The 25,557-nt window shown below is 41.1% G+C and carries 18 protein-coding genes; 11 read left to right on the forward strand and 7 right to left on the reverse strand.

Going from position 1 to position 25,557, the window contains the following annotated elements:
- The first annotated feature begins 9 nt into the window (after positions 1–9).
- On the forward strand, positions 10–720 hold the full coding sequence (locus tag G0Q07_RS07785) for a hypothetical protein (RefSeq protein WP_163345553.1): 711 nt from the start codon (positions 10–12) through the stop codon (positions 718–720).
- A gap of 17 nt (positions 721–737) precedes the next feature.
- Here the strand turns inward: G0Q07_RS07785 and G0Q07_RS07790 are convergent, their stop codons facing one another.
- Both G0Q07_RS07790 and G0Q07_RS07795 read right to left on the reverse strand, forming a co-directional pair.
- On the reverse strand, positions 738–1,490 hold the full coding sequence (locus G0Q07_RS07790; protein ID WP_246223006.1) for an NUDIX hydrolase: 753 nt from the start codon (positions 1,488–1,490) through the stop codon (positions 738–740).
- A gap of 162 nt (positions 1,491–1,652) precedes the next feature.
- Positions 1,653–2,528 (reverse strand): AraC family transcriptional regulator, encoded by an 876-nt coding sequence (locus G0Q07_RS07795; protein ID WP_163345554.1) that lies wholly within the window; start codon positions 2,526–2,528, stop codon positions 1,653–1,655.
- A 127-nt stretch (positions 2,529–2,655) separates the two neighbouring features.
- On the opposite strand from G0Q07_RS07795, the gene G0Q07_RS07800 reads away from it, so the two are divergent.
- The 4 genes from G0Q07_RS07800 to G0Q07_RS07815 all read left to right on the forward strand — a co-directional run bounded on the left by G0Q07_RS07800 (position 2,656) and on the right by G0Q07_RS07815 (position 6,814).
- Positions 2,656–3,783 (forward strand): L-rhamnose/proton symporter RhaT, encoded by a 1,128-nt coding sequence (locus G0Q07_RS07800; protein WP_163345555.1) that lies wholly within the window; start codon positions 2,656–2,658, stop codon positions 3,781–3,783.
- The gene (rhaM, locus tag G0Q07_RS07805; RefSeq protein ID WP_163345556.1) at positions 3,783–4,097 is read left to right on the forward strand and encodes an L-rhamnose mutarotase; all 315 of its coding nucleotides are present in this window, start codon (positions 3,783–3,785) and stop codon (positions 4,095–4,097) included. Before G0Q07_RS07800 ends, rhaM begins: the two co-directional genes overlap by 1 nt.
- A 24-nt stretch (positions 4,098–4,121) precedes the next feature.
- A complete protein-coding gene (locus G0Q07_RS07810; protein ID WP_246223007.1) occupies positions 4,122–5,381 on the forward strand; it encodes an L-rhamnose isomerase in 1,260 nt (419 codons plus the stop codon).
- A 71-nt stretch (positions 5,382–5,452) separates the two neighbouring features.
- Complete coding sequence (locus G0Q07_RS07815) at positions 5,453–6,814, forward strand: FGGY-family carbohydrate kinase (protein ID WP_163345558.1); 1,362 nt, start codon at positions 5,453–5,455, stop codon at positions 6,812–6,814.
- Between the two features lie 61 nt (positions 6,815–6,875).
- Here G0Q07_RS07815 and G0Q07_RS07820 read toward each other — a convergent pair whose 3' ends face one another.
- A complete protein-coding gene (locus G0Q07_RS07820; RefSeq protein WP_163345559.1) occupies positions 6,876–7,595 on the reverse strand; it encodes a GntR family transcriptional regulator in 720 nt (239 codons plus the stop codon).
- 194 nt (positions 7,596–7,789) lie between these two features.
- On the opposite strand from G0Q07_RS07820, the gene G0Q07_RS07825 reads away from it, so the two are divergent.
- The 6 genes from G0Q07_RS07825 (at position 7,790) to G0Q07_RS07850 (ending at position 18,081) form a co-directional block, all read left to right on the forward strand.
- The gene (locus tag G0Q07_RS07825; protein ID WP_163345560.1) at positions 7,790–9,103 is read left to right on the forward strand and encodes a dihydrolipoamide acetyltransferase family protein; all 1,314 of its coding nucleotides are present in this window, start codon (positions 7,790–7,792) and stop codon (positions 9,101–9,103) included.
- Positions 9,104–9,244: 141 nt separating this feature from the next.
- Positions 9,245–10,606, forward strand: a complete 1,362-nt coding sequence (gene lpdA / locus G0Q07_RS07830) for a dihydrolipoyl dehydrogenase (RefSeq protein WP_163345561.1) — start codon at positions 9,245–9,247, stop codon at positions 10,604–10,606.
- A gap of 149 nt (positions 10,607–10,755) precedes the next feature.
- A complete protein-coding gene (locus tag G0Q07_RS07835) occupies positions 10,756–13,224 on the forward strand; it encodes an alpha-ketoacid dehydrogenase subunit alpha/beta (protein ID WP_163345562.1) in 2,469 nt (822 codons plus the stop codon).
- Positions 13,225–13,321: 97 nt separating this feature from the next.
- Positions 13,322–14,539 (forward strand): PHP domain-containing protein, encoded by a 1,218-nt coding sequence (locus tag G0Q07_RS07840; protein WP_163345563.1) that lies wholly within the window; start codon positions 13,322–13,324, stop codon positions 14,537–14,539.
- A gap of 62 nt (positions 14,540–14,601) precedes the next feature.
- Positions 14,602–16,563: an SDR family NAD(P)-dependent oxidoreductase gene (locus G0Q07_RS07845; RefSeq protein WP_163345564.1), complete on the forward strand. Its 1,962-nt coding sequence runs from the start codon at positions 14,602–14,604 to the stop codon at positions 16,561–16,563.
- Between the two features lie 243 nt (positions 16,564–16,806).
- Positions 16,807–18,081, forward strand: a complete 1,275-nt coding sequence (locus tag G0Q07_RS07850) for a zinc-binding dehydrogenase (RefSeq protein WP_163345565.1) — start codon at positions 16,807–16,809, stop codon at positions 18,079–18,081.
- A gap of 142 nt (positions 18,082–18,223) precedes the next feature.
- Here the strand turns inward: G0Q07_RS07850 and G0Q07_RS07855 are convergent, their stop codons facing one another.
- From G0Q07_RS07855 to G0Q07_RS07870, 4 genes are all read right to left on the reverse strand, one after another.
- Positions 18,224–19,438, reverse strand: a complete 1,215-nt coding sequence (locus G0Q07_RS07855) for a glycoside hydrolase family protein (protein ID WP_163345566.1) — start codon at positions 19,436–19,438, stop codon at positions 18,224–18,226.
- Between the two features lie 155 nt (positions 19,439–19,593).
- On the reverse strand, positions 19,594–21,303 hold the full coding sequence (locus tag G0Q07_RS07860; RefSeq protein ID WP_163345567.1) for a RagB/SusD family nutrient uptake outer membrane protein: 1,710 nt from the start codon (positions 21,301–21,303) through the stop codon (positions 19,594–19,596).
- A 15-nt stretch (positions 21,304–21,318) separates the two neighbouring features.
- Positions 21,319–24,378 (reverse strand): SusC/RagA family TonB-linked outer membrane protein, encoded by a 3,060-nt coding sequence (locus tag G0Q07_RS07865; protein WP_163345568.1) that lies wholly within the window; start codon positions 24,376–24,378, stop codon positions 21,319–21,321.
- 51 nt (positions 24,379–24,429) lie between these two features.
- Positions 24,430–25,338 carry a glycoside hydrolase family 16 protein gene (locus G0Q07_RS07870; protein ID WP_163345569.1) on the reverse strand — a complete coding sequence of 303 codons (909 nt, stop codon included), beginning with the start codon at positions 25,336–25,338 and terminating at the stop codon, positions 24,430–24,432.
- Between the last annotated feature and the right edge of the window lie 219 nt (positions 25,339–25,557).

Below are 25,557 nucleotides of genomic sequence, written 5' to 3' on the forward strand. Positions count from 1 at the left end.
ACACGAGAAATGAAAAAGATTTTAAAACTGGCTTTTACTGATTTTAAGCTGATCTTTCGCGATCCGTCGTTAAAATCGTTTTTAATATTGCCTCTTGTTTTGTTTGCACTGATAATCTGGGCAGTACCGCCACTTCTTGAAGAATATGTTTTTCTTGTTCCGTATCTTTCTTTGTTTTTGGTGGTTGCTGTTATTGAAAATACCCAACTATTTTGTTTTATAAATACAATGGTGTTGATCGACGAGAAAGAATCGGAAGTGGCTAAAGTCTATGGCATTGTACCGCTGAGCAAACTGGAATACATCGTTTCCCGTTTTTTGATACCGTATTTATTCACCGTAGCTTTGAACCTGATTTTATTGTTCGTTCAAACCATTTGCGAACTTTCGGTAGTCTCCATATTGCTTATCTCGTTTTTGGCGGCCCTGGTGGTTCCGGTTTATGCATTAGCTGTAAATTCAATAGTGCAAAACCGTATGCAGGGAATGGTTTATGTAAAAGCTTTTAATATGCTGGTATTGATTCCGGTAGCCGCTTTTTTTGTGCCGGATAAATTTGTGCATTTGTTTGGCGTATTTCCAACGCACTGGGTATTTCAATCCATCCATGTTGCTACACAAAGTTTGTCGATTGGTTTACATGCAGCCATCGGTTTTGTATTCCTTTTGACTTTACTGTGGTTGGTTAGTCGTATTTTTATTCGGAAACACTTTGGTTAGAAGTGAGCCGGTGTTATTTACCAATCGCCACTCAGTCCATCTTCAAGAGCTTTTTTGTAGCTCTCGCGTTTAAATTCGTATAGGAACGGTGCTTTGTGTGCTCCGCCTGTTTTCCGCTCATTCAGCTTGTTCAGAATTTTATACGATAAAATCTTGCGTTGAAAATTTCTACGGTCGAGTTCGCGTCCTAAAATCGTTTCGTACAACTTTTGCAATTGCGGCATGGTAAATTTGCGGGGCAGCAGTTTTAATCCAATAGGTTGCTGGTTAAGTTGTATGCGCAACGTTGTTAGCGCTTTATCGATAATGTTTTTGTGGTCGAGATACATCTCAATATCGGCAAACGGGCTGATCCATTCGCAGGCCTCTGAAAGTGCATCGGGTTGTGGATTTACTTTCGAAAACTCAACCAATGCATAAAATCCAATTGAAATGAATCGTTTTTTAAAGAATTCGACAACCTCTGGCGGTTCATTTTCTAAAAATTCAGGATTGGGCTTTTGGGGTTTATTCCTGTCCGGATTGCTGAATACTTTAAATTGCTTCAGAAAAATGTTATCCAGTCCGGTTCGTTCTTTTAACGTTCGCTCTGCTGCTTGTTCCAGTGTCTCGTCGTATTTTAAAAATCCTCCGGGTAAACCGTAGGCTTTTGTGTGTTTTAAACGTAGCATTAAAACCTTTAGTTCGTTGTCGTGAAAACCAAATATTACACAATCGAGAGAAATATGATCGAGAACTTCCGAAACCTTTATATGATGATTAGTTGCCAATTTTTAAATATTTTATAAAGTGCAAATTAACCGATTTTTTTTTGAATCTGCGTATTCTGTGCAAACCTAGCTTTATTGGCGATTAACGCCAATGACTTTTTACGCCATTTAAAAGAATGTAACACGAATACCTATATTCAATTTATAGAACCTTTTAGTTGATCAATTCAGACGTTTGCGAAATTCGGAAGGGTTCATTCCTACTTTCTTTTTAAAGATCAAACTGAAATAGTGAATGGTTTGAAAACCAAGCTCCAGACTGATCTCTTTAATACTTTTGTCGGTAGAAATTAACAACTCCTTTGCCCTGATGATTCGTAGCTGCAAATGATACTGTCCCGGAGAAACACCCGTGTATTTTTTAAACATTTTCCGGAAATAGGAGTACCCAACATTATGCTGGCGCGCCAACTCTTCCAGGTCGAATTCCTGTGCAGCATTTTGGCGCATTTCAAAACGCACCTCCTCAATTACTTTGGCAATATGTTTCCCTGAGAATCCTTTTCGTTTTTCGAATGATACGATATACCCCAACAGTTTTACAACCATTCCGGATGCTATTTGCTGAAATCCGGGGCGCTCTTTCTCCACCAGATCATTAATTTTCAAATAGGTATCAATAATTTCTTCTTTAATTCCGCATTGTATAACAGGCTGTCTGCGCGAGAATGCCGGGTTTTTTAAAAGCTCATCGGCAATCTGGCCTTTAAATCCAACATAGTTTTCTATCCACCCGGTTTTTTTTAGCGGACGGTAACGGTGCCACTGGTTGGGGAAGATTAAGATTAAACTCCCCGGTTTTACCTGAAATTTTTCGTGCTCATTCTCAAAAATACCGCTTCCTTCGGTAATATAGTTGAGCTGGTATTCGTCCAAAATCCTTCCAGTTTTCCAGTCAAAATAATATTTTGAAGGATGTTTTTGCGGCGGATACAAAGTTTCCGGCTTTATGCGTGCCGTTCCTGCAACACTTAAATATAAACCCCAATTTATATCGTCCTCTGCAGTTGTAAGATATTTAAAATAGTCCTTGCTCATAGTTGTGCCAAAAAATATAAATAATTTGCCAATTTCTGTATTGTTTTCACTAAAAAATGCAAATATTTTTGGATCATCAAATCGAACTAAAATGTATCAATTTAATTAAACCATAAAATTAATCAATATGCAAGCTCTACTTGGAATTATTTTTCATTCGCTTGGCGGAATGGCATCAGGAAGCTGGTACATGCCTTATAACTGGGTGAATAAATGGCGTTGGGAAATCTACTGGATTGTCGGTGGTATTTTCTCCTGGCTAATTATGCCTTATTTAGCCGTTGTTTTAACTATCCCAGATTGGCAGGGAATTCTTCAATCAGCTCAGGGACCTGTTATCAGAAATACTTTTATTATGGGTTTGCTTTGGGGGGTAGGAGGACTTACTTATGGCCTTGCAATTCGTTATTTGGGCATGTCCTTGGGTAATTCTGTTTTATTAGGAATTACGTCTGTGGTCGGGTCGCTGGGTTTACCGATATTACGTAATATTCCCGGAATGGCAGAGTTGCTTCCCGATGGACTTTCATTTTCTGACCTTTTTAGTACTACCGGTGGTAGAATAGTGTTGTTAGGTATAGTTATCCTGGTGGTCGGTATTATTCTTAGCGGACGTGCAGGTATTATAAAGGATAAGGATCTGGCCGGGAACAAAGAGGGTGTTAATAAAGAATTTAAACTTGCCAAAGGCCTAATAATTGCAGTTGTATCAGGTGTTTTAAGTGCATTCTTTAGTTTCGGAATCGATACCGGAAAAGAAATGGCCGAAGTAGCCCGGTCGATGGCTGTGGAGCAAAACTATTCTTTCGTGAGTGAATCGGTAGGCGGATTTAAATACCTCTTCGAAAACAACATTATATTTTTTGTGATTCTGTGGGGTGGTCTAACAACTAACCTGATCTGGTCGGTTGCACTGATCTTTAAAAATAAAACAGGCGGCGACTTTATTGACAGGAAAACGCCGTTACTGAGAAACTATCTTTTTTGTGCACTCGCCGGAACTACATGGTTTCTTCAGTTCTTCTTTTATGGAATGGGCGAAACCAAAATTGGCAACGGTGCCAGTTCGTGGACACTTCACATGGCTACCATTATACTTACGGCCAACTTGTGGGGATTTTACAGAAAAGAGTGGCGAAGTGTTTCCAGAAGAGCTTTTAATATGATTCTTTTTGGAATCGGAACCATTCTTTTATCGGTAATCGTAATAGGAGCGGCCAAATGGCTATATCCTGAATTAAATGCTTTAGGATAATGAAACGTTTAGCTTTTAAAATGTACCTCAACGAAGGGCAGAAAGAGGAATATATAAAACGTCATTATGAAATATGGCCGGAACTAAAGCAGCTGTTAAAAGAGGCGGGCGTTTGCGAATATTCCATTTTTTTGGATGAGGAAACCAATACCTTGTTTGCCTTTCAGAAAGTAAATGGTGACGGAGGCTCGCAGGATTTGGGGCAAAAAGAGATCGTACAAAAGTGGTGGGCTTACATGAAAGATATCATGAAGTCGAACCCCGATAATTCGCCAGTGTCTGTTCCGCTGGAAGAAGTTTTTTACATGGAATAGTTAGAAACAAATAAAACAATTATGATGAGTGAATTAATAAAAAAGGCTTACGAAATAGCCAAAGAGCAATATGCGGCAATTGGTGTTGACACCGAAGAAGCCATTGCAAAAATGAAAGATGTAAATATTTCGTTGCACTGCTGGCAAACGGATGATGTTGGCGGATTTGAAACAGCTGATGGCGAACTTTCAGGTGGAATTCAGGCAACCGGAAATTATCCCGGAAAAGCAACGACTATTGAGCAAATGCGCACCGACCTTGAAAAAGTACTGACTTTGCTCCCCGGTAAACAACGTTTAAACCTACACGCAATTTACGGCGATTTTCAGAGCGAAAAAGTGGATCGCGACGAGATTGAAGTAAAACATTTTCAAAGCTGGATAGATTGGTGTAAAGCACAGGGAATTGGTATGGATTTTAACGCCACTTGTTTTTCACACGACCGTGCAGCCGATGGTTTTACCTTGTCGAGTAAGAACGAAGAAAACCGAAAGTTTTGGGTGGAGCACGTAAAACGTTGTCGCGCTATTTCTGCCGAAGCAGGGAAGCAGCTGGGTACACCTTGTGTGCACAATACCTGGATTCCCGATGGAACAAAAGATACACCGATTGATCGTAATGGATACCGTGCAAATTTGAAGAAATCGCTTGACGAAGCGATGGCAACCGAGTACCCAAAAGAGCACATGAAAGACGCAGTTGAGAGTAAATTATTTGGTATTGGTGTGGAATCGATGACGGTTGGTTCGCACGATTTTTACCTGGGATATGCCATTAAAAACGATAAGTTGATTTGTTTAGATAACGGGCACTTCCATCCAACCGAGCAGGTAGGCGACAAAATTTCTGCGGTACTTCAGTTTGTTGATGAGATATTGTTGCATGTTACCCGTCCGGTTCGCTGGGATTCTGATCACGTTGTTACATTAAACGAAGATGTTCAGTTGATCGCTTCAGAAATTATGCGTAACAATTTTCTTGACCGTGTAAATATTGGTTTAGACTTTTTTGATGCATCTATCAACCGTATTGGTGCGTATGTAACTGGTACGCGCGCTGCTCAAAAAGCTTTCCTTATTGCTGCTCTTGAGCCTACAAAAGCTTTGGTAGCCATTGAAGAAGCTGGTAAAAACTTCGAGCGTTTGGCCATGTTGGAAGAATTGAAAACGATGCCGTTTAGTGCTGTTTGGGATTATTACTGTTTGCAGGAGGGTGTGCCAACCGGTATGGATTATATTGGCAAAATTCAGCAGTACGAAAAAGACGTGCTTTTAAAAAGATAAGTTAAGTTTCTAATTTCAATCCTCTTCTGTCTCTTTTTGATAGAATAGGGGAGGATTTTTATCATCAAAAAATGATCGAGGTAATAGCTGTTTTCGATATTGGAAAAACCAACAAAAAAGTATTGTTGTTCGACAGCAATTTTAAGGTTGTAAAACAGCACGAAGAGAAGTTTCCGGTAATATCCGACGATGACGGATTTGAGTGCGACGACATCGATCTGATCACTTCGTGGATAAGCAAAAGCCTGGAAGAAATTGCAGCCGGTAACGAATACGATTTGAAAGGTGTAAATTTTTCAACTTACGGTGCATCGTTAATGTTTCTTGATGAAAAAGGACAGCGACAGACACCGGTTTACAACTATTTAAAGGAGATTCCTGAAACTATTGCAGCGGATCTTTTTAATCAGTATGGTGGTAAAAATGAGTTTTGCCGAAAAACGGCCAGCCCGGCGTTGGGATTATTGTTGAATTCCGGAATTCAAATATTGTGGTTAAAACAAGAGAAACCAGAAGTGTCTAAGAAGGTAAAATCTGTGTTACATTTTCCGCAATATTTATCGTACACTTTATCAAACGAGATTGTTTCGGAGCCGACATCGATCGGGTGCCATACCTTTATGTGGGATTTCGATCAAATGCAATATCATCAGTGGATATCGGATAATGAAATTGCTTTACCGGAACCTGTCAACAATGCTGTGGTTTTTCCGGTCGACGTGGCTGGAAAAAAGGTGAAAGTTGGAATAGGTATTCACGATAGTTCGGCTTCGCTGGTGCCTTATTTAAAAGCCAGTCCGGCAAAATTTATTTTGGTATCAACCGGGACGTGGTGTATAAACATGAATCCATATTACGAAGAGCCATTAACCGCTGATGAGTTGGAACAAGACTGTTTGTGTTTCTTGACACCAACCAAGGATCAGGTAAAATCGTCTCGTTTATTTATGGGGTATTTTCACGAGGTTTGGGCTGAAAAACTGGCCAAACATTTTGATGTTCCCGGAGATTCATTTAAAGCCGTTAAAAATAATCCGGAATTAATAAGCGCGCTTTCAAATAAGTATGAAGACACTTCCGTATATTTTTCCAATGGCAAGGAAAGTTTTCAGGAAGGGTTGAAGGCAGTTGACCTGAGTGTTTTTACAAATTACGAGGAATCATACACCAAATTGATGATCGATCTGACCGCACTTTGTGTAACAAGCATCAAGCTGGTTGTTCCTGAAAATGATAATACTGAAATTTTGTACGTTTCAGGAGGTTTTGCCCGAAACCCAACTTTTATTGAGTTACTGAAAAAGAGCTTTCCGGCTAAAACGGTTCTGATATCAGAGATTGATAATTCAAGTGCACTTGGTGCTGCAATGGTTATTGCCGATACTTTATCGGATGCCGATGTTGCAAACCTTGATCTCGGGATTCAGGTGTAATTCGCCGGTAAATATGCATTGTGTGTTCTAATACTGTAGCGGATTTAATTTAGATGTAGAATTAAAACGTCCCAAAAATAGCGTACTTCTCGCTGTTGCAGTAAACCTGGCTGTAAATAAAAAAACCTTCGCGACTGGTTTCCATTTTTCGGTTGATATGAAGAATAGGGTGGCCCTCTTTTACATTCAGGTACTCCTGAATTTTATCATCGGCCAAAATGGCCATCAGGCGTTGTTCGCCACCGGTAACTTCAATGTCGTAAATAGTGCGCAGGATGTTGAAGAGCGATTTGTTCTCCAGGTTTCGACTGATAAAACGACGCAGGTTGATGTTGGGCATCATGGTAATGTCATAGAAAACAGGCTGTTTGTTCATGATCCGCAATCGCTCGAAATAAATACAGCCAAATTCTTCTTCATTATTCAAGAGTGGATAGGCGAGATTTGTGGTATCCCACTGTCTTATCTCCGGTTTTACAATAATTTTTGTGATCAGGTTTTCTTGTCCAACTGCACTGGTGGTACCCGATAACGACAAAATTCCAACCCCTTGTGGAACGCCCATCACGATACTTCCTTTGCCTTGTTTTTTTTTGATGTATCCTTCGTGAACAAGACGATCAAGTGCTTTCCGAATGGTTGGTCGTGTGGTCTGATGTACCGCACATAGTTCGTTTTCCGATGGTAGAATGTCTCCTTTTTGGTAAACTCCATCTGATATGTGTTTGCGAATAATTTCGTAAACAACTTTGTATTGCGGTAAATTTTTGTTCAGACGCATTTTTTGATTTTTTGTCGAGTGACAAATATAAGCGATTTTCTTATTAGATGTAAAGACAAAATTAAACAAATGTGTTTACAAGTTACTTGTAAATATGTCAAAAAGATTGTAGATTAGGGTTTTAGGTAAAAACGATGAATTAACTTGTAAATACAAGTAGCGTAGGTTATGTTTGTCCAAAATATTAAAAAATTATGGCTACACCAATTATAATGCCTCGCCAGGGGCAATCCGTTGAATCCTGCATCTTTACCGAATGGACGAAAGAGGTAGGCGAAGAAGTTAAAAAGGGCGATGCGCTCTTTGCTTATGAAACTGATAAAGCATCCTTTGAACAGGAAGCTGAAGAAGATGGCGTTTTGCTGGCTGTGTTTTGCGAAGAAGGAGATGAGGTGCCTGTTTTGCAAACTATTGGCGTAATTGGAAAGCCGGGCGAAAACATCGATGAGTTTTCTGCCGGAACAGCACCGGAAGATGGTGCTGAAGTAAAAGAGGAGGTTGAAGAAGTTTCTGAGGAAAAAGAGGAAGAGGTTCAGGTAGTATTAAAAGAAAATACTGAGGGTGAGAAAGTGAAGATTTCTCCGCGGGCTAAAAGGCTTGCGGAAAAGAAGGCAGTACCTTACGAATCGATTAAAGGTTCAGGTCCCGAAGGACGCGTTATTGAGCGTGATGTGAAAGCGTTTGCTGCATCGCAACCTAAAATGTCGCCACTGGCAAAAGAAGTTGCTAAAGCTGAAGGACTGGAACCAGCTAGCGAAGGAAGTGGATTGGCCGGAACAGTTAAAGCTTCAGATCTTGGAGCAAATCCTGTTTATGCCGATGATTTCGAAATCAAGAAAATGCCACATATTCGCAAGTTGATTGCCAAAGCAATGTATCAGTCCTTGCAGAATTCGGCACAATTAACGCACCATTTAGGTGCAGATGCAAGAAGAATGCTTGCCTTACGAAAAGAAATAAAAGCTAAAGAAGGTGCTCCGAATATTACATTAAACGATATGGTTTGTTTCGCGGTTATTAAAGCGCTGAAACAATTTCCTGATGTAAATGCACATTTCCTTGGCGACAGCGTAAAATATTTCAATAAAGTACATTTAGGGCTGGCTGTTGATACCGACCGTGGTTTGATGGTTCCGGTAATTAAAAATGCCGATGACCTGTCAATAACCGGATTGTGTAACCAGCTTAAAGATGTTGCGGATTCTTGTCGTACAGGAAGCGTAGATCCGGAGTTACTTTCTTCTGAGGCTGCATCGTTTACCGTTTCGAACCTTGGAAATTACGGTGTTGAAATGTTTACACCGGTAATCAACTTGCCGCAGGTAGCAATTCTGGGAGTAAATACCATTGTGCCTCGACCAAAAGATCTGGGCGACGGAGTATACGGTTTTGTGCCTTATATGGGCTTGAGTTTGACTTACGATCACCAGGCACTTGATGGCGGAATGGCAACACGTTTTGTGAAGCAGGTAGCTATTGAAATTGAAAACTTAACGATTGAATATTAGCCCCTCCTTACCTCCCCGAAGGGGAGGAGAAGAGACGTTGATATGTGTTTGTTAGAGAGTTTACGATGTTAAAAATAGGTGTTTGAAAAATAGATTTTAAAAAAATTAAACCCTCCCCTTTGGGGGAGATGGAGGGGGCTTATGAAGTACGATTTAGCAATTATAGGTGCCGGACCGGGTGGGTATGTTGCCGCCGAAAGAGCCGGAGCAAAAGGACTGAAAGTGGTTCTTTTTGAAAAGAAGGAACTTGGCGGTGTTTGTTTAAACGAAGGTTGTATTCCTACAAAAACTTTGCTGTACGGTGCTAAAATATACGATAGCGCAAAAAGCGGAAGTAAATATGGTGTGGAAGCGAATGATCTGTCGTTTAGCTTCAAAAAAATGATGGCCCGCAAGAATAAAGTGGTGAAGAAGCTGGTAGGCGGCGTTGGCATGAAAATGAAGCAGTTTAATGTGGATGTGGTCAACGACGCTGCAGTGATAAAAAAGAGAGGCGCTGAAGGTATTGAGATTGAAGCAGGAGGCAAAGAATATAATGCAGCCAACGTGATGATCTGTACCGGCTCCGAAGCTTTTGTTCCTCCAATTCCTGGTGTTCAGGGGAATGAAGAAGTTTTAACCAATCGTGAGATTTTGCAACTGAAAGAACAGCCAAAATCGTTGGTGATCATTGGCGGTGGTGTAATCGGAATGGAATTCGCCAGTATTTTTAACAGTCTGGGTACGAAAGTTACCATTATTGAAATGCTGGATGAAATCCTGACCGGAATGGACAAAGGACAAAGTGCCCTATTGCGTCAGATGTACGCCAAAAAAGGCATTGAGTTCAACTTGTCGTCAAAAGTTACAAAGGTTGACGGAACAAAAGTAACCTTCGAAAAAGACGGAAAAGTAACCGAAATTGAAGGCGATAAAATATTAATGAGCGTTGGTCGTAAGCCGGTAACTCAGGGATTTGGATTGGAAAATCTGGGTGTTGAGTTATTTAAAGGCGGAATTAAAGTCGATGAAAAAATGCGCACCAATATTCCGAATGTTTACGCTGCCGGCGATGTAACAGGTTTCTCATTGTTGGCACATACTGCCAGTCGCGAAGGCGAAGTGGTGGTCAACAACCTTTCCGGTCGTCCGGATAAAATGCGCTACAATGCTATTCCTGCTGTAGTTTATACTAATCCTGAAATTTCGGGTGTTGGCTTGACCGAAGAGACAGCTAAAGCAAAAGGTATCGATTATAAAATTGCCGAACTACCAATGGCTTACGCCGGAAGATTTGTTGTCGAAAATGAAGGTGGCAGCGGATCGTGTAAAGTATTGGTTGGTGCAAAATACGGCGAGGTGCTCGGTGTTCACATGATCGGAAATCCATCGAGTGAAATGATCTACGGTGCCTGCATGGCCATCGAAGCCGAAATGACACTGAAAGAAATGGAAGAAGTGGTATTCCCGCATCCAACAGTTTCGGAGATATTTAAAGAAACTGTTTTTAGTTTTGGGCATTAAAGCCCCCTTTGTCCTGCGGACATTTCCCCCGAGGGGGAAAACAGAGGGCTGCTAAGAAGGCAGAAATGAATTATAAATTTAAATAATAACCAATAGCAACCATGTCCTCCCCCGAGGGGGAGTTAGTGGGGGCTTCAAAACAAAATAGTATGCCTAAGTCGCAATTTATTGATCCGGTTGAAGTAAGAAAGCCGGGTTCAATTCAATTCAAAGAAATACCTGTAAATCAATACAACAAAAGTATTGAAGAGGAAAAAGCAAATTTTTCGAACGACCAGTTTATGGATATTTTCCATGATATGGCTTTGATTCGGGAGTTCGAAACCATGTTAAACCTGATCAAAACCAAGGGCGAATACGAAGGAATCGAATACAACCATCCCGGTCCTGCTCACTTGTCAATCGGACAGGAATCGGCAGCTGTTGGTATGGCTTACCACCTGGGAGTTGAGGATTTTATTTTTGGTTCGCACCGTTCTCACGGCGAGATTTTGGCCAAAGGTATGTCGGCTATTCATAAAATGAGCGACGACCAATTGATGGATGTAATGACCAACTTCTTCGACGGTACAATTCTGAACATCGTAAAAGAAGGTCATGAAGGCAACGTAAAATCATTGGCACGCCGTTTCCTGATTTACGGAACACTGGCCGAGATTTTTGCCCGTGAAACAGGTTTTAATAAAGGTCTGGGAGGCTCGATGCACGCTTTCTTTACACCGTTTGGTGTATATCCTAATAATGCAATTGTTGGTGGTTCGGGCGATATAGCTGTGGGAGCTGCTTTGTTCAAAAAAGTAAATCAGAAAGATGGTATTGTAGTGGCCAATATTGGCGATGCATCAATGGCTTGCGGCCCGGTTTGGGAAGGTCTGACTTTTGCATCGATGGACCAGTTTGAGCAATTGTGGGAAGGAGCCTACAAAGGTGGTCTGCCAATCATTTTCAATATTATGAATAACCAGTACGGAATGGGTGGACAAACCTGTGGAGAAACCATGGGGTATGATATTGCCGCTCGTATTGGTGCGGGTGTAAATCGCGACAGCATGCACGCCGAACGTGTTGATGGATACAATCCGCTGGCAGTAATTGATGCGTACAAGCGTAAAATGGAGCTGCTAAAAGATAAAAAGGGGCCTGTTCTGCTTGATGTTTTAACTTACCGTTACAGTGGTCACTCACCTTCTGATGCTTCGTCGTATAGAAGTAAAGAAGAAGTTGAAGCCTGGGAAAAGCAGGATTGTATTGTTTCTTATGGAAAAGAGCTGGTTGATAACGGAGTAACGAAAGAAACAGAACTTGAAAATATAAAAGCTGATATTGTTGAGTTGATGAAATATGCCATGAAACTGGCCATCGACGAAAAAGTGTCGCCAAACATGGATATGGAAAAATATCCGGAATTAATTGGCGACATGATGTTCTCTGAAGAGAGCGTTGATAAAATGGAAGACCGCGAGGTAGAGGTGAATCATCCGATGGAAGAAAACCCACGGGTTAAACAACTTACCAAAAAAGAGCGTTTTGCTTTTGATGCCAACGGAAAACCATTCTCAAAAATTAAACAGTATCAGTTACGCGACGGTATCTTCGAAGCTGTTGTTGATCGTTTCTACAAAGATCCGACATTGGTGGCTTATGGCGAAGAAAACCGGGACTGGGGTGGCGCTTTCGCTACTTATCGTGGACTCACAGAGGCTTTACCGTACAACCGTTTGTTTAATTCGCCAATTTCTGAGGCGTCGATCATTGGAACAGCCATTGGTTATGCCATGTGTGGTGGTCGTGTAATTCCTGAAATTATGTACTGCGATTTCCTCGGACGTTGTGGCGATGAGGTTTTCAACCAAATGCCAAAGTGGCAAGCGATGTCGGGTAACGTAATTAAAATGCCTGTTGTGGTTCGCGTTTCTGTAGGATCAAAATATGGTGCACAGCACTCGCAAGACTGGACGTCACTGGTAGCTCATATTCCCGGATTGAAAGTTGTTTTCCCGGTAACGCCCTACGATGCAAAAGGTTTGATGAACACTGCTTTGCAGGGAACTGACCCTGTGATTTTCTTTGAAAGCCAGCGTATTTACGACATTGGCGAGCAGTTTCACGAAGGTGGCGTACCGGAAGAATATTACGAAATTCCGTTTGGCGAGCCGGATGTAAAACGCGAAGGAAAAGACATTACAATTCTTACAATTGGAGCAACGCTTTACCGCGCATTGGAAGCTGCGGACAAACTGAAAGAAGAATACGGCATGGAAGCAGAGGTTATTGATGCCCGTTCCATTGTTCCGTTCAATTACGAAAAAGTGATTGAGTCGGTTAAAAAGACCGGTAGAATAATCATCTCAGGCGATGCCAACTCAAGAGGTTCGTTCCTGAATGATATGGCACGGAATATTACCGAGCTGGCATTTGATGAGTTGGATGCACCACCGGTAGTTGTTGGTTCGCGTAACTGGATTACTCCTGCTTACGAATTGGAAGAGTATTTCTTCCCGCAGGTTGACTGGTTCCTCGATGCCATTCACGAAAAGATCGTTCCGTTGAAAGGACATGTAGCAAAAAATAATTTCACAAATGCGGAGCAGATTCGTAGAAATAAGTTAGGTATATAATTTTAGTTAGTTATAAAGCATGGTGTGAATAAGTTTAGGTAGGAAAGGATTTTTTATATTCACACCTGCTTTTTAACCAATAACTGTAATAATAGATATGAATTTTTTAAAAGAATACCCGGATATTGAAACATTAATGCGAATAGGAGGCGATATTAGCGTGCCTCATGTTAATGGTCACATCCATACTCCATACTCTTTCAGCTCTTTCGATAATATTGCACAGATTTTTGAGCTGGCAAACGACGAAGAGGTTGAAGTGTTGGGGATTAACGATTTTTTTGTTTCCGACGGATATAACGAATTTTATAATTACGCTGTAAAAAACGGCGTATTTCCATTGTTTAACGTTGAGTTTATTGGGTTGATTCAGGAGCTTCAACGACGCAATGTTACCATAAACGACCCAAATAATCCGGGCCGCATTTATTTTAGCGGGAAAGGGTTGAATTATCCGTATCGGGTTTCAGAAGAAAGCAAAAAGTTTTTGGATGATCTGATAGCTGAAAGCCAGAAACAAGTCGCGAAGATGATTGAAAAGGTGAATTACCTGTTGCAGTCTATCTATCCTGATATGAGCCTTACGTACGAGGAGGTAAAGAAAAAATATGCTAAGGAGCTGGTGCGCGAGCGCCATATCGCCAAAGCCATTCGTATTTTGGTAGAAGAGAACTATCCTCAAAAGTCGGGAAAAATGATGTTCTACACCGAACTTTTTGATGTAGAACCAAAATCAAATCCTGAAGATATTGCTGCTATCGAAAACGAAATCCGCGGTAAACTTCTAAAAGCCGGAGGTTCTGCTTTTATTCCTGAATCGCCTGCTTCATTTCCACCTGTGGAACGCATAAGTGAGTATATTTTGGACGCCGGTGGTATTCCATGTTATCCGGTATTACTCGACGACAGAAAAGGGAATCTGATCACCGGTTTCGAGAGGGATTGGAAGGTTATGGACGAACAATTTAAAGCAATGAATGTGCATATGATCGAACTGATCCCGTCACGAAATTCAGTGCAAAAATTGCGCGAGTTTATAAAATATTTTACCCGTTTGGGATATGTGATCTCGCTTGGATCAGAGCACAACACGCCGGGAGTTTTCCCTCTTGAAGTGAAGGTTGATGGTGAGGATATTTTACCCGATGACCTGAAAAAAGTATCATACGATGGTGCTTGCGTAATTGCAGCTCATCAATATTTAAAAACCAATGGTGAAGAAGGATTTGTAACTACAAATGGTAATCGTACCGAACGGTCGATAGCAGACCTGATCACCTTAGGTAATGCGGTTGTTAAAGAAATGATCGCATAAAAAAAGAGAACGGAAGCCTGTGGGGGGTTTCTGTCACAAAAAAAATAACGATCCAGAATATTATGGAAGGATTAAAAAATCTGATTAAGATATCGCAATTCTATGGCCAAAATCCAGAGATGGTTATTGCCGGAGGCGGAAACACCTCCTATAAAAACGACGAAAATATTTGGGTGAAAGCCAGTGGTTTTGCACTTGCTACGATTACCGAAGATGGTTTTGCAAAGCTCGACCGTAAAAAATTGGGACTCATCTCAGAAAAAACATACAGTGCCGATTCATTTGAACGCGAGCGCCAGATTAAAGACGATTTGATGGAAGCAACCATCACAAAAGATCGCAGGCCATCGGTTGAAATATCAATGCATGATGTTATCGATTTTGCTTATGTGGTGCACCTGCATCCAACAAAAGTAAATGGTTTGATGTGTGGCAACCAGGTGGAAAAATACCTCGATGAGTTGTTTGGCGACCAGGTGGTTTATATTCCATATATCGATCCGGGTTATGTGCTGTTTAAAGGGGTTGAAAAACAACTGGACAAATTTAAAGCGAAAAATGGTAAAACTGCGCAGATAATCTTTTTGCAAAACCACGGAATTTTTGTGGCAGCCGATTCTATCGATGAAATTGAAACGATTTACAGTGATGTATTTGCAAAACTGAACGGTGCGTTAAAAGAGGAATTGTCGGAAGAAGCCCTTCCAATTCGCGAAGATGTTGCTGAATTTGTTCCGGCCATCCGTATGATGGTTTCAGAAGTGGAAATTAAAACGCTGAGACTTCGGAACAATGCGGTAATTGCTCAATTCACAAAAGATGCACAGGCTTATGAAAAAGTGACAAAGCCATTTACTCCTGACCTGATCGTGTATTGCAAATCGAAATATATATTTATTGAAAATACTGAAAACGTTGAAGACCTGTTGAAAGAGGCCAAAGAAAAGATCGAAGCTTTTATTTCAACAAACGGATTTGCTCCAAAAGTAATCCTACTGAAAGGAATTGGCTTGTTGGCTGTTGGCGATCATGCCGTACAGTGCGACACGATTCTGGATGTGTATGAAGATGCAATGAAAATCAGTGCTTATTCTGAATCGTTCGGTGGTCAGCATTTTATGACTCCGGAACAAATTGCATTTATCGATACCTGGGAGGTTGAGAATTACCGCCGCAAAATTGCTGCCGGAACATCTGTTGGCCGTGTTCAAAATAAAACCATTATTGTAACCGGCGCTGCCATGGGATTTGGTGAAGGTATTGCCCTCCATTTAACCGAAGAAGGCGCCAATATTGTTGTGGCCGATATTAACGAAGAAGTTGGACAAAAAACGGCAGCAGAACTGGCTGCGATGAAAGGTAATAACAGGGCGATTTTTGTAAAAACCAATGTGGCCGATATGGAAAGCCTGGCCAATTTGATGAAAGAAACCGTTGCTACTTTTGGTGGACTGGATGTATTTGTAAGTAATGCCGGCGTATTACGTGCGGGTGGTCTGGATGAAATGACACCGGAGAATTTTGAGTTTGTTACCAAAATAAACTACAACGCCTATTTCTATTGCACAAAAGTAGCCTCTAAAATATTGAAACTTCAAAATGCTTATAAGCCGGATTACTATTCTGATATTATTCAAATCAATTCAAAATCGGGTTTAAAAGGAAGTAAAAAGAATTTCGCATATGCCGGTGGTAAATTTGGTGGAATAGGTCTTACTCAGTCGTTTGCATTGGAACTGGCACCGGATAAAATAAAAGTCAATTCGGTTTGCCCGGGTAACTTCTACGAAGGTCCGCTGTGGAGCGATCCTGAAAATGGATTGTTTATTCAGTACCTAAATGCCGGAAAAGTGCCGGGAGCAAAGACAATCGACGATGTGAAGCAATTTTATTTAGACCAGGTGCCACTTGGAAAAGGATGTTCGCCAAAAGACGTGGTGAAAGGAATTTTATACCTGATCGACCAGGAGAATGAAACGGGACAGGCGCTGCCAATTTCGGGTGGACAATCGATGTTGCATTAGAAACTTAAGGCAAAAGTAGAACGTTGAGAACAGCTGTGCTGGTCGAATTGAAAATCGGCCACAGCCAAATCCCGACCGAAGCGTCGGGAGCAAAAGTTAAAAGTATAAAGGCAAAAGGTTGGGAAGGATTAAGGATGAATGATTAAGAAAGCTTCGAGTCACTAGCTACGAGTTTCGAGTTGGAAGCTTCAATCTTTTATCAATCTAAATCAATCTCTTTTCAATCTGATAAAATAAAAGAAAATGAAGACAAAAGCAGTTCGATTATACGGTAAAAAAGACCTTCGGGTAGAAGAATTTGAATTACCACAAATTAACGAAGATGAGATTTTGGCAAAAGTAATAACCGACAGCCTTTGTATGTCGAGTTACAAAGCAGCCAACCAGGCAAGCGACCACAAACGTATTCCGGATGATATTGCCGAGAATCCGATTATGATTGGGCATGAATTTGCCGGAGAAATTGTTGAAGTAGGAGCAAACTGGCAAGATAAATTTAAGTCAGGTCAGAAATTTTCAATTCAGCCGGCAATTTATTACGAAGATGGTCCGGTTGGTGTGTTAAGTGCTCCTGGTTATTCATACAAATACATTGGCGGTGATGCCACTTATGTGATCATTCCGAAAGATGTGTTGGTACAGGATTGTTTGCTGGCCTATGAAGGACCGGGTTATTACCCTGCGTCGCTGGCCGAGCCGTTGAGCTGTGTTATTGGTGCTATGCACGCTAATTACCACACCACTGCCGGAAGTTATGTGCACAAGATGGAAATTGTAGATGGTGGGAAAATGGCAATTCTTGCCGGTGTTGGTCCAATGGGATTGGCTGCCATTAATTACGTTTTGCGCCGCGAAGACAGAAAACCATCATTGATGGTGGTTACCGATATCGACCAGACAAGACTGGACAGGGCTGCTGAGCTTTACACTGTTGAATTTGCCAAAGAGCGTGGCATTGAATTAAAATACATCAATACCGCAGAAATGGCCGATCCGGTTGCTGGATTAAAAGAATTAACCGGAGGCACGGGATACGATGATGTCTTTGTTTTTGCTCCGGTTGCTCCTGTAGTTGAGCAAGGCGATGCAATTCTTGGTTTCGATGGTTGTTTGAACTTTTTTGCCGGGCCATCAAACACGGAATTCTCGGCAAAAATGAACTTTTACAATGTTCATTATGCTTATACGCACATTGTTGGAACATCGGGTGGTAACACCGACGATATGAAAGAAGCATTGGAAATTATGACTGCAGGATTAGATCCGGCAGGACTGGTAACCCACATTGGTGGTTTAAATACAGTGCCTGAAGCAACTTTGAGTCTGCCGAATATTCCAGGTGGTAAAAAATTAATTTACCCACATTTTGATTTTCCGCTTACGGCAATTGATGATTTTGAAGAGAAAGGAAAAGAAAATCCGGTGTATGTAGAGCTGGACAAGCTGTGCAAAAAATACATGGGATTATGGAATGTGGAAGCAGAAGCCTATTTATTGGAAAATGGCGAGAAACTTTAGAATTTAATCGAAGCTTGGTGTGTTGACATCAATCGGGTGTTAGATATAAACTTGAAAATAAACGTAAAAACAGCAGCAAGGTTCTCTTGCTGCTGTTTGTTTTTATGATGTGTTAAAGCTCAGTCGGAATAAATTCCAATTACTACAATTCCCCCTGTTTTGTTAACTCTTTTGCTCGCATTAAAGCTTCAACAAAATAATAATCAGCGTAAGTGAGTGGAACATCAATCTCGGTGCGATTAGGCATGTGCCCGACGCTGTGTTTCAGAATAAAATTGGCATTCTCACCGGGGTTTGCCAGATACTCGTCGGAACTTAAAGTTCGGATTTGTATTTTTGCTACATTCAGATACGATTTAGCTTTGTAGTCTGCTACATACTGACTTAGTTCCAACAGGGCAGAACACATAATTGCACCTGCCGAGGCGTCGCGCAATGTATTTGGAATATCCGGTGCATCGAAGTCCCAGTAAGGAATTTTGTCCTCAGGAAGATTTGGATGATTGATAATAAAGTCCGCAATATGATTTGCTTGTTCCAAATAGCTTTCCTTACCCGTTTCACGGTACATCATGGTGTAACCATACAATCCCCATGCTTGTCCGCGTGCCCACGCTGAATCGTCAGAATATCCCTGTGCGGTATTTTTCTTTTCAACTGCTCCGGTTATGGTATCGTACGAAATAACATGGTAACTGCTGTAATCATCACGAAAATGATTTTCCATGGTGGTGTTAGCGTGTGTACGTGCTACATGGCTGAATGTAGTATCGTTAAAGGTTTGGGCGCTCCATTCAAGCAATTCCAGATTCATCATATTGTCGATAATTACCGGGTATTGCCACTTGGCACTCCATGGTGCATAATCCCACGATCGGATACAACCAACGGTTGGGTTAAACCGGGTGATCAGCGATTTTGATGCATTGTGAATCACTTCTTTATATTTTGGATTACCCGTAATTCGATAGCCGTTTCCAAAACTACAAAATATCATAAATCCAACATCGTGATTGTCGGTAGTGAATTGCTGATCTTCAACACGCAAGGTGTAATTTTCTGCCCAAAGTTTCAAGCTGTCTTCAGGATTGTTTTCATACAAATACCATAAAACGCCTGGGAAAAATCCGCTAACCCACCAGTCAGAATTGCAAGTAACCAGCTTCCCATCTTTGCCAATTGTTTGGGGAAGTTTATCCGGTTGATCTTTCAGTGATTCGGCCATTCTGAGGCTTTGTTTAGTGGCAAGCTCAAGCGATTGATCGATTGCCGAACTTAGTGATTGATTATGATTCTGTGGTGTTTTACAACTGGTAAAAAAAATGATTAGAATAAAAACAGAAGTGGTTTTTAACATGGCTCGAAAGGATTTAATAAAATGCAACAGACGAAAATAATAAAAGAAATGCCCCGAAGGGCATTTCTGTAGATTGTAGATACTTAATCAAATCTAACTAAACTATAAGAACTATCGAATTGTCAATATGTCCTTTTATTTTCAGATCAGAACTACTAATTATATCCAGGATTTTGATCCCACTGAACATCTTTGTTACGTTGAATTTCGCTTAATGGAATAGGGAACAACAGGTTGTTGCTACTTACTCCACTAATGGTACCTTTAATGGTACTTTCTGTATTCAGTGCTGTCCGCTCCACTAAGGTTCCGGTTCTCATCAATGTCATGCGGCGGTTTTCCTCAGCAAACAATTCGCGGGCACGTTCGTCCAGAATAAAATCAAGGTCGATATCTGATGAAGATACTTTTCCAAGGTCGCTGTTTCCACTTTCTGCACGGGCAGCTTTAAAAGCACGATCGCGTAAAACATTAATATCTTCAGCTGCTCCGCTTGTGTTGTTTTGTTTAAAACGAGCTTCAGCACGAAGCAGGTAAGTTTCACCAAAACGCATCATCGGGAAATCTTTGATATTTGTCCAACCCCACTGATCATCCGGATCGAATGAGTCCCATTTGCGGGTGTATGGATATGCTACCTCGATGGTGTCGCTTGCTGCAATTAAGGCAGTATCGCCTTCATGAACTTCAACTACCTTAACCGCATTGGGTGAATCTTTGTCAACTCTGTAACCGTTGGCATCTACACCCCAGGTAGCACTATAGCCAACTGAATTGTAATAGAAGGTTCGGGTAATGTTGTTTTCCGAATTACGGATGTCGCCATCATTGTATAACTCGTACTTCACCCAGTTGCTTGGGCGCATACGACCATTACCACGACCTCCGTAAGGATGTACAAAACTGTCATCAACATCATCATAATATGGTGTCATTCCAGGCACATTGTGGTAAGCAGGCACCCAGTTACGACGCTGCTGAGGAGCTCCGGTAAAACCACCGGCCACATTTTTTGTATATTCCAGTTCGAATGTCCAGATAGCTTCTGAATTTCCCTGCGAACGACGCTGGTTTCCGAATTTAAACATATCGCTGAAATAGTCGCCATCCACATCTAAAGCAATACCATAACGTTCTTCAACCAAGCTAAATAAACCACTGTTGATAATTTTGGTTAAAACAGTTTCTGCCAGGTCTGGTTGGTCAACACGTAAGTATACTTCTCCTAAACACTGCATAGCCATATGTTTATTAGCGCGGCTTTCCGTTATTGTACCGTTAATGTCGGGTAAGTTATCAGCGGCATATTTTAAATCTTCAATGATTTGAGTGTTTACCTGTGCCACCGGAGTACGCTCGAGGTCGGTGCGTGCTGATGATGTTGCTTCAACAAGTAAAGGAACATCGCCATAAAGTGTGGCAAGAATATTATAACAGTAACCACGGAAAAATCTGGCTTCTGCAATTTTTGCAGGATCGCCATCCTCGCCAATTGCTGCAAGTGCAGTATTGGCATTGTTAATTACCAGAAAACATCTTTCCCACATGTAGTAAACAGCGCCATTTTCCGAGTTTAAATCTTCATATTTAAAGAATGGAATTTCAACGCCTTCAATTCCTCCGGGAGAACAAACATCGGTTCCTACCTGCCACACGCAGTTCCAGCCTTGTCGGCCTGCCCAGGTCCATATTGTTCCAAAGTTGTAGTGTAATCCTTTCAACGCTGCTTCAACACCGGCTTCGTCAGTTAAAGTTTCAGGAGCATACGACGACATTGGTTTTTCATCCAAAAAGTCTTCGCTACATGAGACAGCTATCATTGTAATAGCTATCAGTAATATTAAATATATTTTATTCGTTTTCATAATTGTTATACGCTATTATAATGTAAGATTAATACCAAATACGATTGTCCTCACACTTGGGTAGTTGATATCCCAGTTGTTCGAACCTCGGCCAATACTTCTTTCTTCAGGGTCCCAGCCAATCCAGTCGGTGAAGGTGTAAAGGTTACGACCACTCAAATACATGCTCAATGCATCAACACCAATTTTGTTGGTTAGCTGCGATGGGAAGTCGTAATTGAGTGTAATGTCTTTAATTCTTGTAAAGTTATTTTTAACCGGGAATCCATATCCGTGAGGATTTGAATTTTTATTTAGCGAACGCCATTCGTTGCTTTGGTTTTCAGGAGTCCAGTATCCAATTTCGGCAAAACTGTTACGACGTTCAATTTCGTCGGAAGCCATACTCAGGTGAGCATTTCCGCGCATTGCACCTTGTGTGGTTTGAATAAATACATTAAAGGTGAAGTTTTTATAGCTAAATGTATTGGTTAAACCACCGGTCCACTTAGGTGCTCTTTGTCCCAGAATCGAACGGTCATCGTCATTAATCACTCCGTCAGGCACACCGTCAGGACCACTTATGTCGGCTAATTTTACATCACCTGGTTTTGCTACCGGATCCCAATCTAAATGATCGCCATTGGCAATTTCATCTTCCTGCCAAATTCCCACTTTGGTATAATCGCGGATTACTCCGATAGGTTCGCCAATAAACCAGCCACTTCCCAGGTCGTCCTGTCCATCGCCATATAATTCAACAATCTCAGTTTTGTTTGTAGAGAATACAATTGAGCTGTTCCACTTAAAATCAGTAGTAGAAATATTTACCGTATTCAATGTAAGTTCAAGTCCCTTTGTTGAAGTTTTACCAATATTTGATGTTACTGAAGAGAATCCAGATGCGATAGGAAGTTTTCGTGCCAACAGCAAATCAGAGTTTGTTGCTGTATATACATCCACCGAACCGTTTATCCGGTTATCAAAGAATCCAAAATCCAAACCTGCGTTAAAACTTTCTTTTGTTTCCCAGCTTAAGTCGCTGTTTCCTAGACGGTCGGTAACCATTGCAATATTGGTTATTCCGCCTAATGCAATTTGGCGGTCGGCCATTGTTGTAAATGTTCTGTAAACACCCACAGCTTCGTTACCCGACTTACCATACGATAAACGCAGTTTCAGGTTGGTAATGTTTTCAGCATTCGCCATAAAGTTTTCGTGGCGCATATTCCATCCCAACGCAACAGATGGGAAAGTACCATATTTTAAGTCGTCAGAAAATACAGAAGAACCATCACGACGTACTGTAAATGTGAATAAGTAACGGCTGTCGTAGACGTAATTTAAACGTCCCATTTGCGATATTGAAGCGTACCTGTCGGCATAAGAACTAACACTTGAGCTTGCACCCGCCTGCATTCTGTTCCAATCCAGTTCGTCGTTCACAAAATCGCGCGCTTGTGCCCAGTTATTGTTATAGTTTCTTTCCTGGGCAGCATATACAGCAGTAACATCAAAATGATGTTTGTCGATATCGCGGTCGTAACGTAAAATATTCTCAATTGTATACGCTTGTGTTTCTGCGTGGTAAATTTCTGCTGTTCCCAGCTGGTCGTTTACCGATGCTCCGGTATAGCTGCTGGTTCGGCGTGGGATATACGAGAAACCTGCATTTAAACGATAGGTTAACCCGGTTAATGGTTTCCACATGTCGCCAAATGTTACAAATGCATATCCGTTTAAATTCACGTTATACTGACGTCTTTCAGGATTGGTTGTTGTTGGAAGCAATGGGTTTGCCCAAAGCGTTTCGCCGAACATTGGATAAATGGTATACGATCCATCTTCTTCAAACATTCTTCCGTATGGACTCATCGCCTCAGCATTTAACAGGTTGGCACGGCCACCGTCTCTGTTGTGATGAACGATTGATGAGTTGGTACCGATTTTTAAGTAATCAGTAACCTGAGCATCAATGTTTGTACGTAGAGAATAACGTTTGTAGTTGTAACCTTTAACAACACCTTGTTGATCTAATATGTCACCAGAAATGTAATAGTTCATATTCTCGGTTCCACCAGAAATGCTAACATTATGATTTTGCTGAACACCGGTTTGTGAAACTGCGTCAATCCAGTCGATAATGTGGTTGTTTGCATAGTTCTCAACCTCATATTCATACTTTACAGGTGCGTCATACAATGGAGAACCATTGATTCTGTTTCCTTCAGCATAGCGGTTAAGCAATTCTTCAGGAGAAACCATTTCCGGAATATGAGCAAATTCCTCTACTCCGTAATAGCCTGAATAACGGATTTTTGGTGCTGATGATTTACCACGTTTTGTAGTTATTAAAATTACACCGTTTGCTCCGTTCATACCATAAATTGCGGTAGCCGATGCATCTTTCAAAATCTCGATTGATTTGATGTCGTTAGGGTTGATGTCGTTGATCGATCCGTCCATTTTTGAAATAGGAATACCGTCAACTACAACATACGGACTTGTAGAAGCGGTAAGTGAACCACCACCGCGAACAACAATTGAAGGAGACTCTCCCGGGATAGAAGAGGCCTGGCTAATATTAACGCCGGAAACCGCTCCCTGAACGGCCTGCATAACGTTTGAAACAGGAATTTTTGCCAGTCGTTCTTCCGATACGGAACTTACTGATCCGGTAACATCCGATTTCTTTTGCGTACCATAACCTACTACCACAACCTCGTCAACACCAATTACGGCATCTTCCATGGTAACCTCAATGCTGGTTTGATCACCAACAGTTACCTCAACCTCTTTCATACCAATAAAAGAGAAAACAAGGATATCTTCAGCGCGAACATCATTAAGCGAAAAGTTCCCGTCAACATCGGAAATAGTTCCGCGAGTTGTTCCTTTTACTAAAATCGAAACACCGGGTAATGACTCGCCGCTAGTGCTAAACACTGTACCAGTGACTGATTTTTCCTGTAATGCAGTTCCGGAACCGGCAAATGCTGCTGTTCCGTGAACAATGATTAACATCAATGTAACAGCCAGGGTTTTTAAAAGCCCATTGCAGAAATTACATTGATTCAATTTACTCTTCTTTTTCATAAAGATTTACGATTAAATTATTAAAATTGAAATAGTTATAATTTTAAATATTTAGTTGGTTTCTGTGGTTGCTTTGTATACTCTTACATAATCAACTTGGAATCGAATTGGGAACTCGGTAAGCGCAGGATCTCCGCCATTGCCTCCAATTGCCAGATTAAGTAGTAAGTAGAATTTCTGATCGGAGGTAAAAGGGTTACCGCCGTCAGGGTTAATAGTTTGTTTCAGATCGACTTGGTTCAACAATTCATCATCAATATAAATGCTGATCTGTTCTTCATCCCAATGCATCGACCAGGTGTGGAATTTTTCGGCCCAGTCGGGATCGGCTTGTGTAAAATGCTTTAACGGTATTTTGGCATCGTCCCAGTGGGGCTGGTATTTGATTTCCGATCCCCATGCAGCATTAGCTAAAATGTGTGGTACATTGTTAATTCGATAAAACTCCATAATATCTATCTCGCCGCAATAAGGCCAGTTTTGCTTGGTCCCCAACATCCATATTGCAGGCCATGCACCGTTCGATACATTAATCTTTGCTCTTATTTCAAAGTAGCCAAACGGGAACCACTCTTGAAGATCTTTAGTAATAAGGCATGCTGATGAATACTCAGCGCGCGAACGATTCGTGCGCCAGTCGTCGCTAAGCGGATTATAATTTGGGTTATACGTGTTTTCTCTCTTTCCTTCTATGGTTAAATGGCCGTTAACGCAATACGCATTTTGTGGTTTATACCATTGAAGCTCCCGGTTGCGCACAAAACCATATTCGAAACTCCAGTTTCGCGGATCAGGATAACCGTCGGTATCAAAATTATCCTCCCAAATAAGTTGAAAGTCTTTGGGAACTGTTTTTTCTAAATCTTCTTTTTTGGAGGCATAGCAACTGCACCCAACAAAAAAGCATATAATTAGAAACAGCTTAATAAGAATAGTTTTCGTATGGTTAATACGAGTCATAAATTAAAGTTTTGGTTCAATGGTTTCGTTTCCTTCTGTTTTGAATAGAACTTTACAAATTTGTGGTTAAATTTTATTAATGATTTGAACAAAATCGAAGGACACTTTCAATTAATTGAAATCGATTGCATAAATTTGAAAATTACTAACACTTATTTGATGATGTAAGTAGTTGTTTTTCTAATAAAGAGTCGCAACTAGCATATTATTAGCGCCTTA

This window comes from Draconibacterium halophilum (genome assembly GCF_010448835.1).
Taxonomy (GTDB): Bacteria; Bacteroidota; Bacteroidia; order Bacteroidales; family Prolixibacteraceae; genus Draconibacterium; species Draconibacterium halophilum.

What these genes read in the sequence shown, in the direction of transcription:
- G0Q07_RS07825 (WP_163345560.1), top strand. Translation starts at nt 7,790, where the DNA reads ATGGCTACACCAATTATAATGCCTCGCCAGGGGCAATCCGTTGAATCC.
- G0Q07_RS07865 (WP_163345568.1), bottom strand. Translation starts at nt 24,378, where the DNA reads ATGAAAAAGAAGAGTAAATTGAATCAATGTAATTTCTGCAATGGGCTT.
- G0Q07_RS07845 (WP_163345564.1), top strand. Translation starts at nt 14,602, where the DNA reads ATGGAAGGATTAAAAAATCTGATTAAGATATCGCAATTCTATGGCCAA.
- G0Q07_RS07870 (WP_163345569.1), bottom strand. Translation starts at nt 25,338, where the DNA reads ATGACTCGTATTAACCATACGAAAACTATTCTTATTAAGCTGTTTCTA.
- G0Q07_RS07820 (WP_163345559.1), bottom strand. Translation starts at nt 7,595, where the DNA reads ATGCGTCTGAACAAAAATTTACCGCAATACAAAGTTGTTTACGAAATT.
- G0Q07_RS07800 (WP_163345555.1), top strand. Translation starts at nt 2,656, where the DNA reads ATGCAAGCTCTACTTGGAATTATTTTTCATTCGCTTGGCGGAATGGCA.
- rhaM (WP_163345556.1), top strand. Translation starts at nt 3,783, where the DNA reads ATGAAACGTTTAGCTTTTAAAATGTACCTCAACGAAGGGCAGAAAGAG.
- G0Q07_RS07860 (WP_163345567.1), bottom strand. Translation starts at nt 21,303, where the DNA reads ATGAAAACGAATAAAATATATTTAATATTACTGATAGCTATTACAATG.
- G0Q07_RS07855 (WP_163345566.1), bottom strand. Translation starts at nt 19,438, where the DNA reads ATGTTAAAAACCACTTCTGTTTTTATTCTAATCATTTTTTTTACCAGT.
- G0Q07_RS07815 (WP_163345558.1), top strand. Translation starts at nt 5,453, where the DNA reads ATGATCGAGGTAATAGCTGTTTTCGATATTGGAAAAACCAACAAAAAA.
- G0Q07_RS07840 (WP_163345563.1), top strand. Translation starts at nt 13,322, where the DNA reads ATGAATTTTTTAAAAGAATACCCGGATATTGAAACATTAATGCGAATA.
- G0Q07_RS07795 (WP_163345554.1), bottom strand. Translation starts at nt 2,528, where the DNA reads ATGAGCAAGGACTATTTTAAATATCTTACAACTGCAGAGGACGATATA.
- G0Q07_RS07810 (WP_246223007.1), top strand. Translation starts at nt 4,122, where the DNA reads ATGAGTGAATTAATAAAAAAGGCTTACGAAATAGCCAAAGAGCAATAT.
- G0Q07_RS07835 (WP_163345562.1), top strand. Translation starts at nt 10,756, where the DNA reads ATGCCTAAGTCGCAATTTATTGATCCGGTTGAAGTAAGAAAGCCGGGT.
- lpdA (WP_163345561.1), top strand. Translation starts at nt 9,245, where the DNA reads ATGAAGTACGATTTAGCAATTATAGGTGCCGGACCGGGTGGGTATGTT.
- G0Q07_RS07785 (WP_163345553.1), top strand. Translation starts at nt 10, where the DNA reads ATGAAAAAGATTTTAAAACTGGCTTTTACTGATTTTAAGCTGATCTTT.
- G0Q07_RS07850 (WP_163345565.1), top strand. Translation starts at nt 16,807, where the DNA reads ATGAAGACAAAAGCAGTTCGATTATACGGTAAAAAAGACCTTCGGGTA.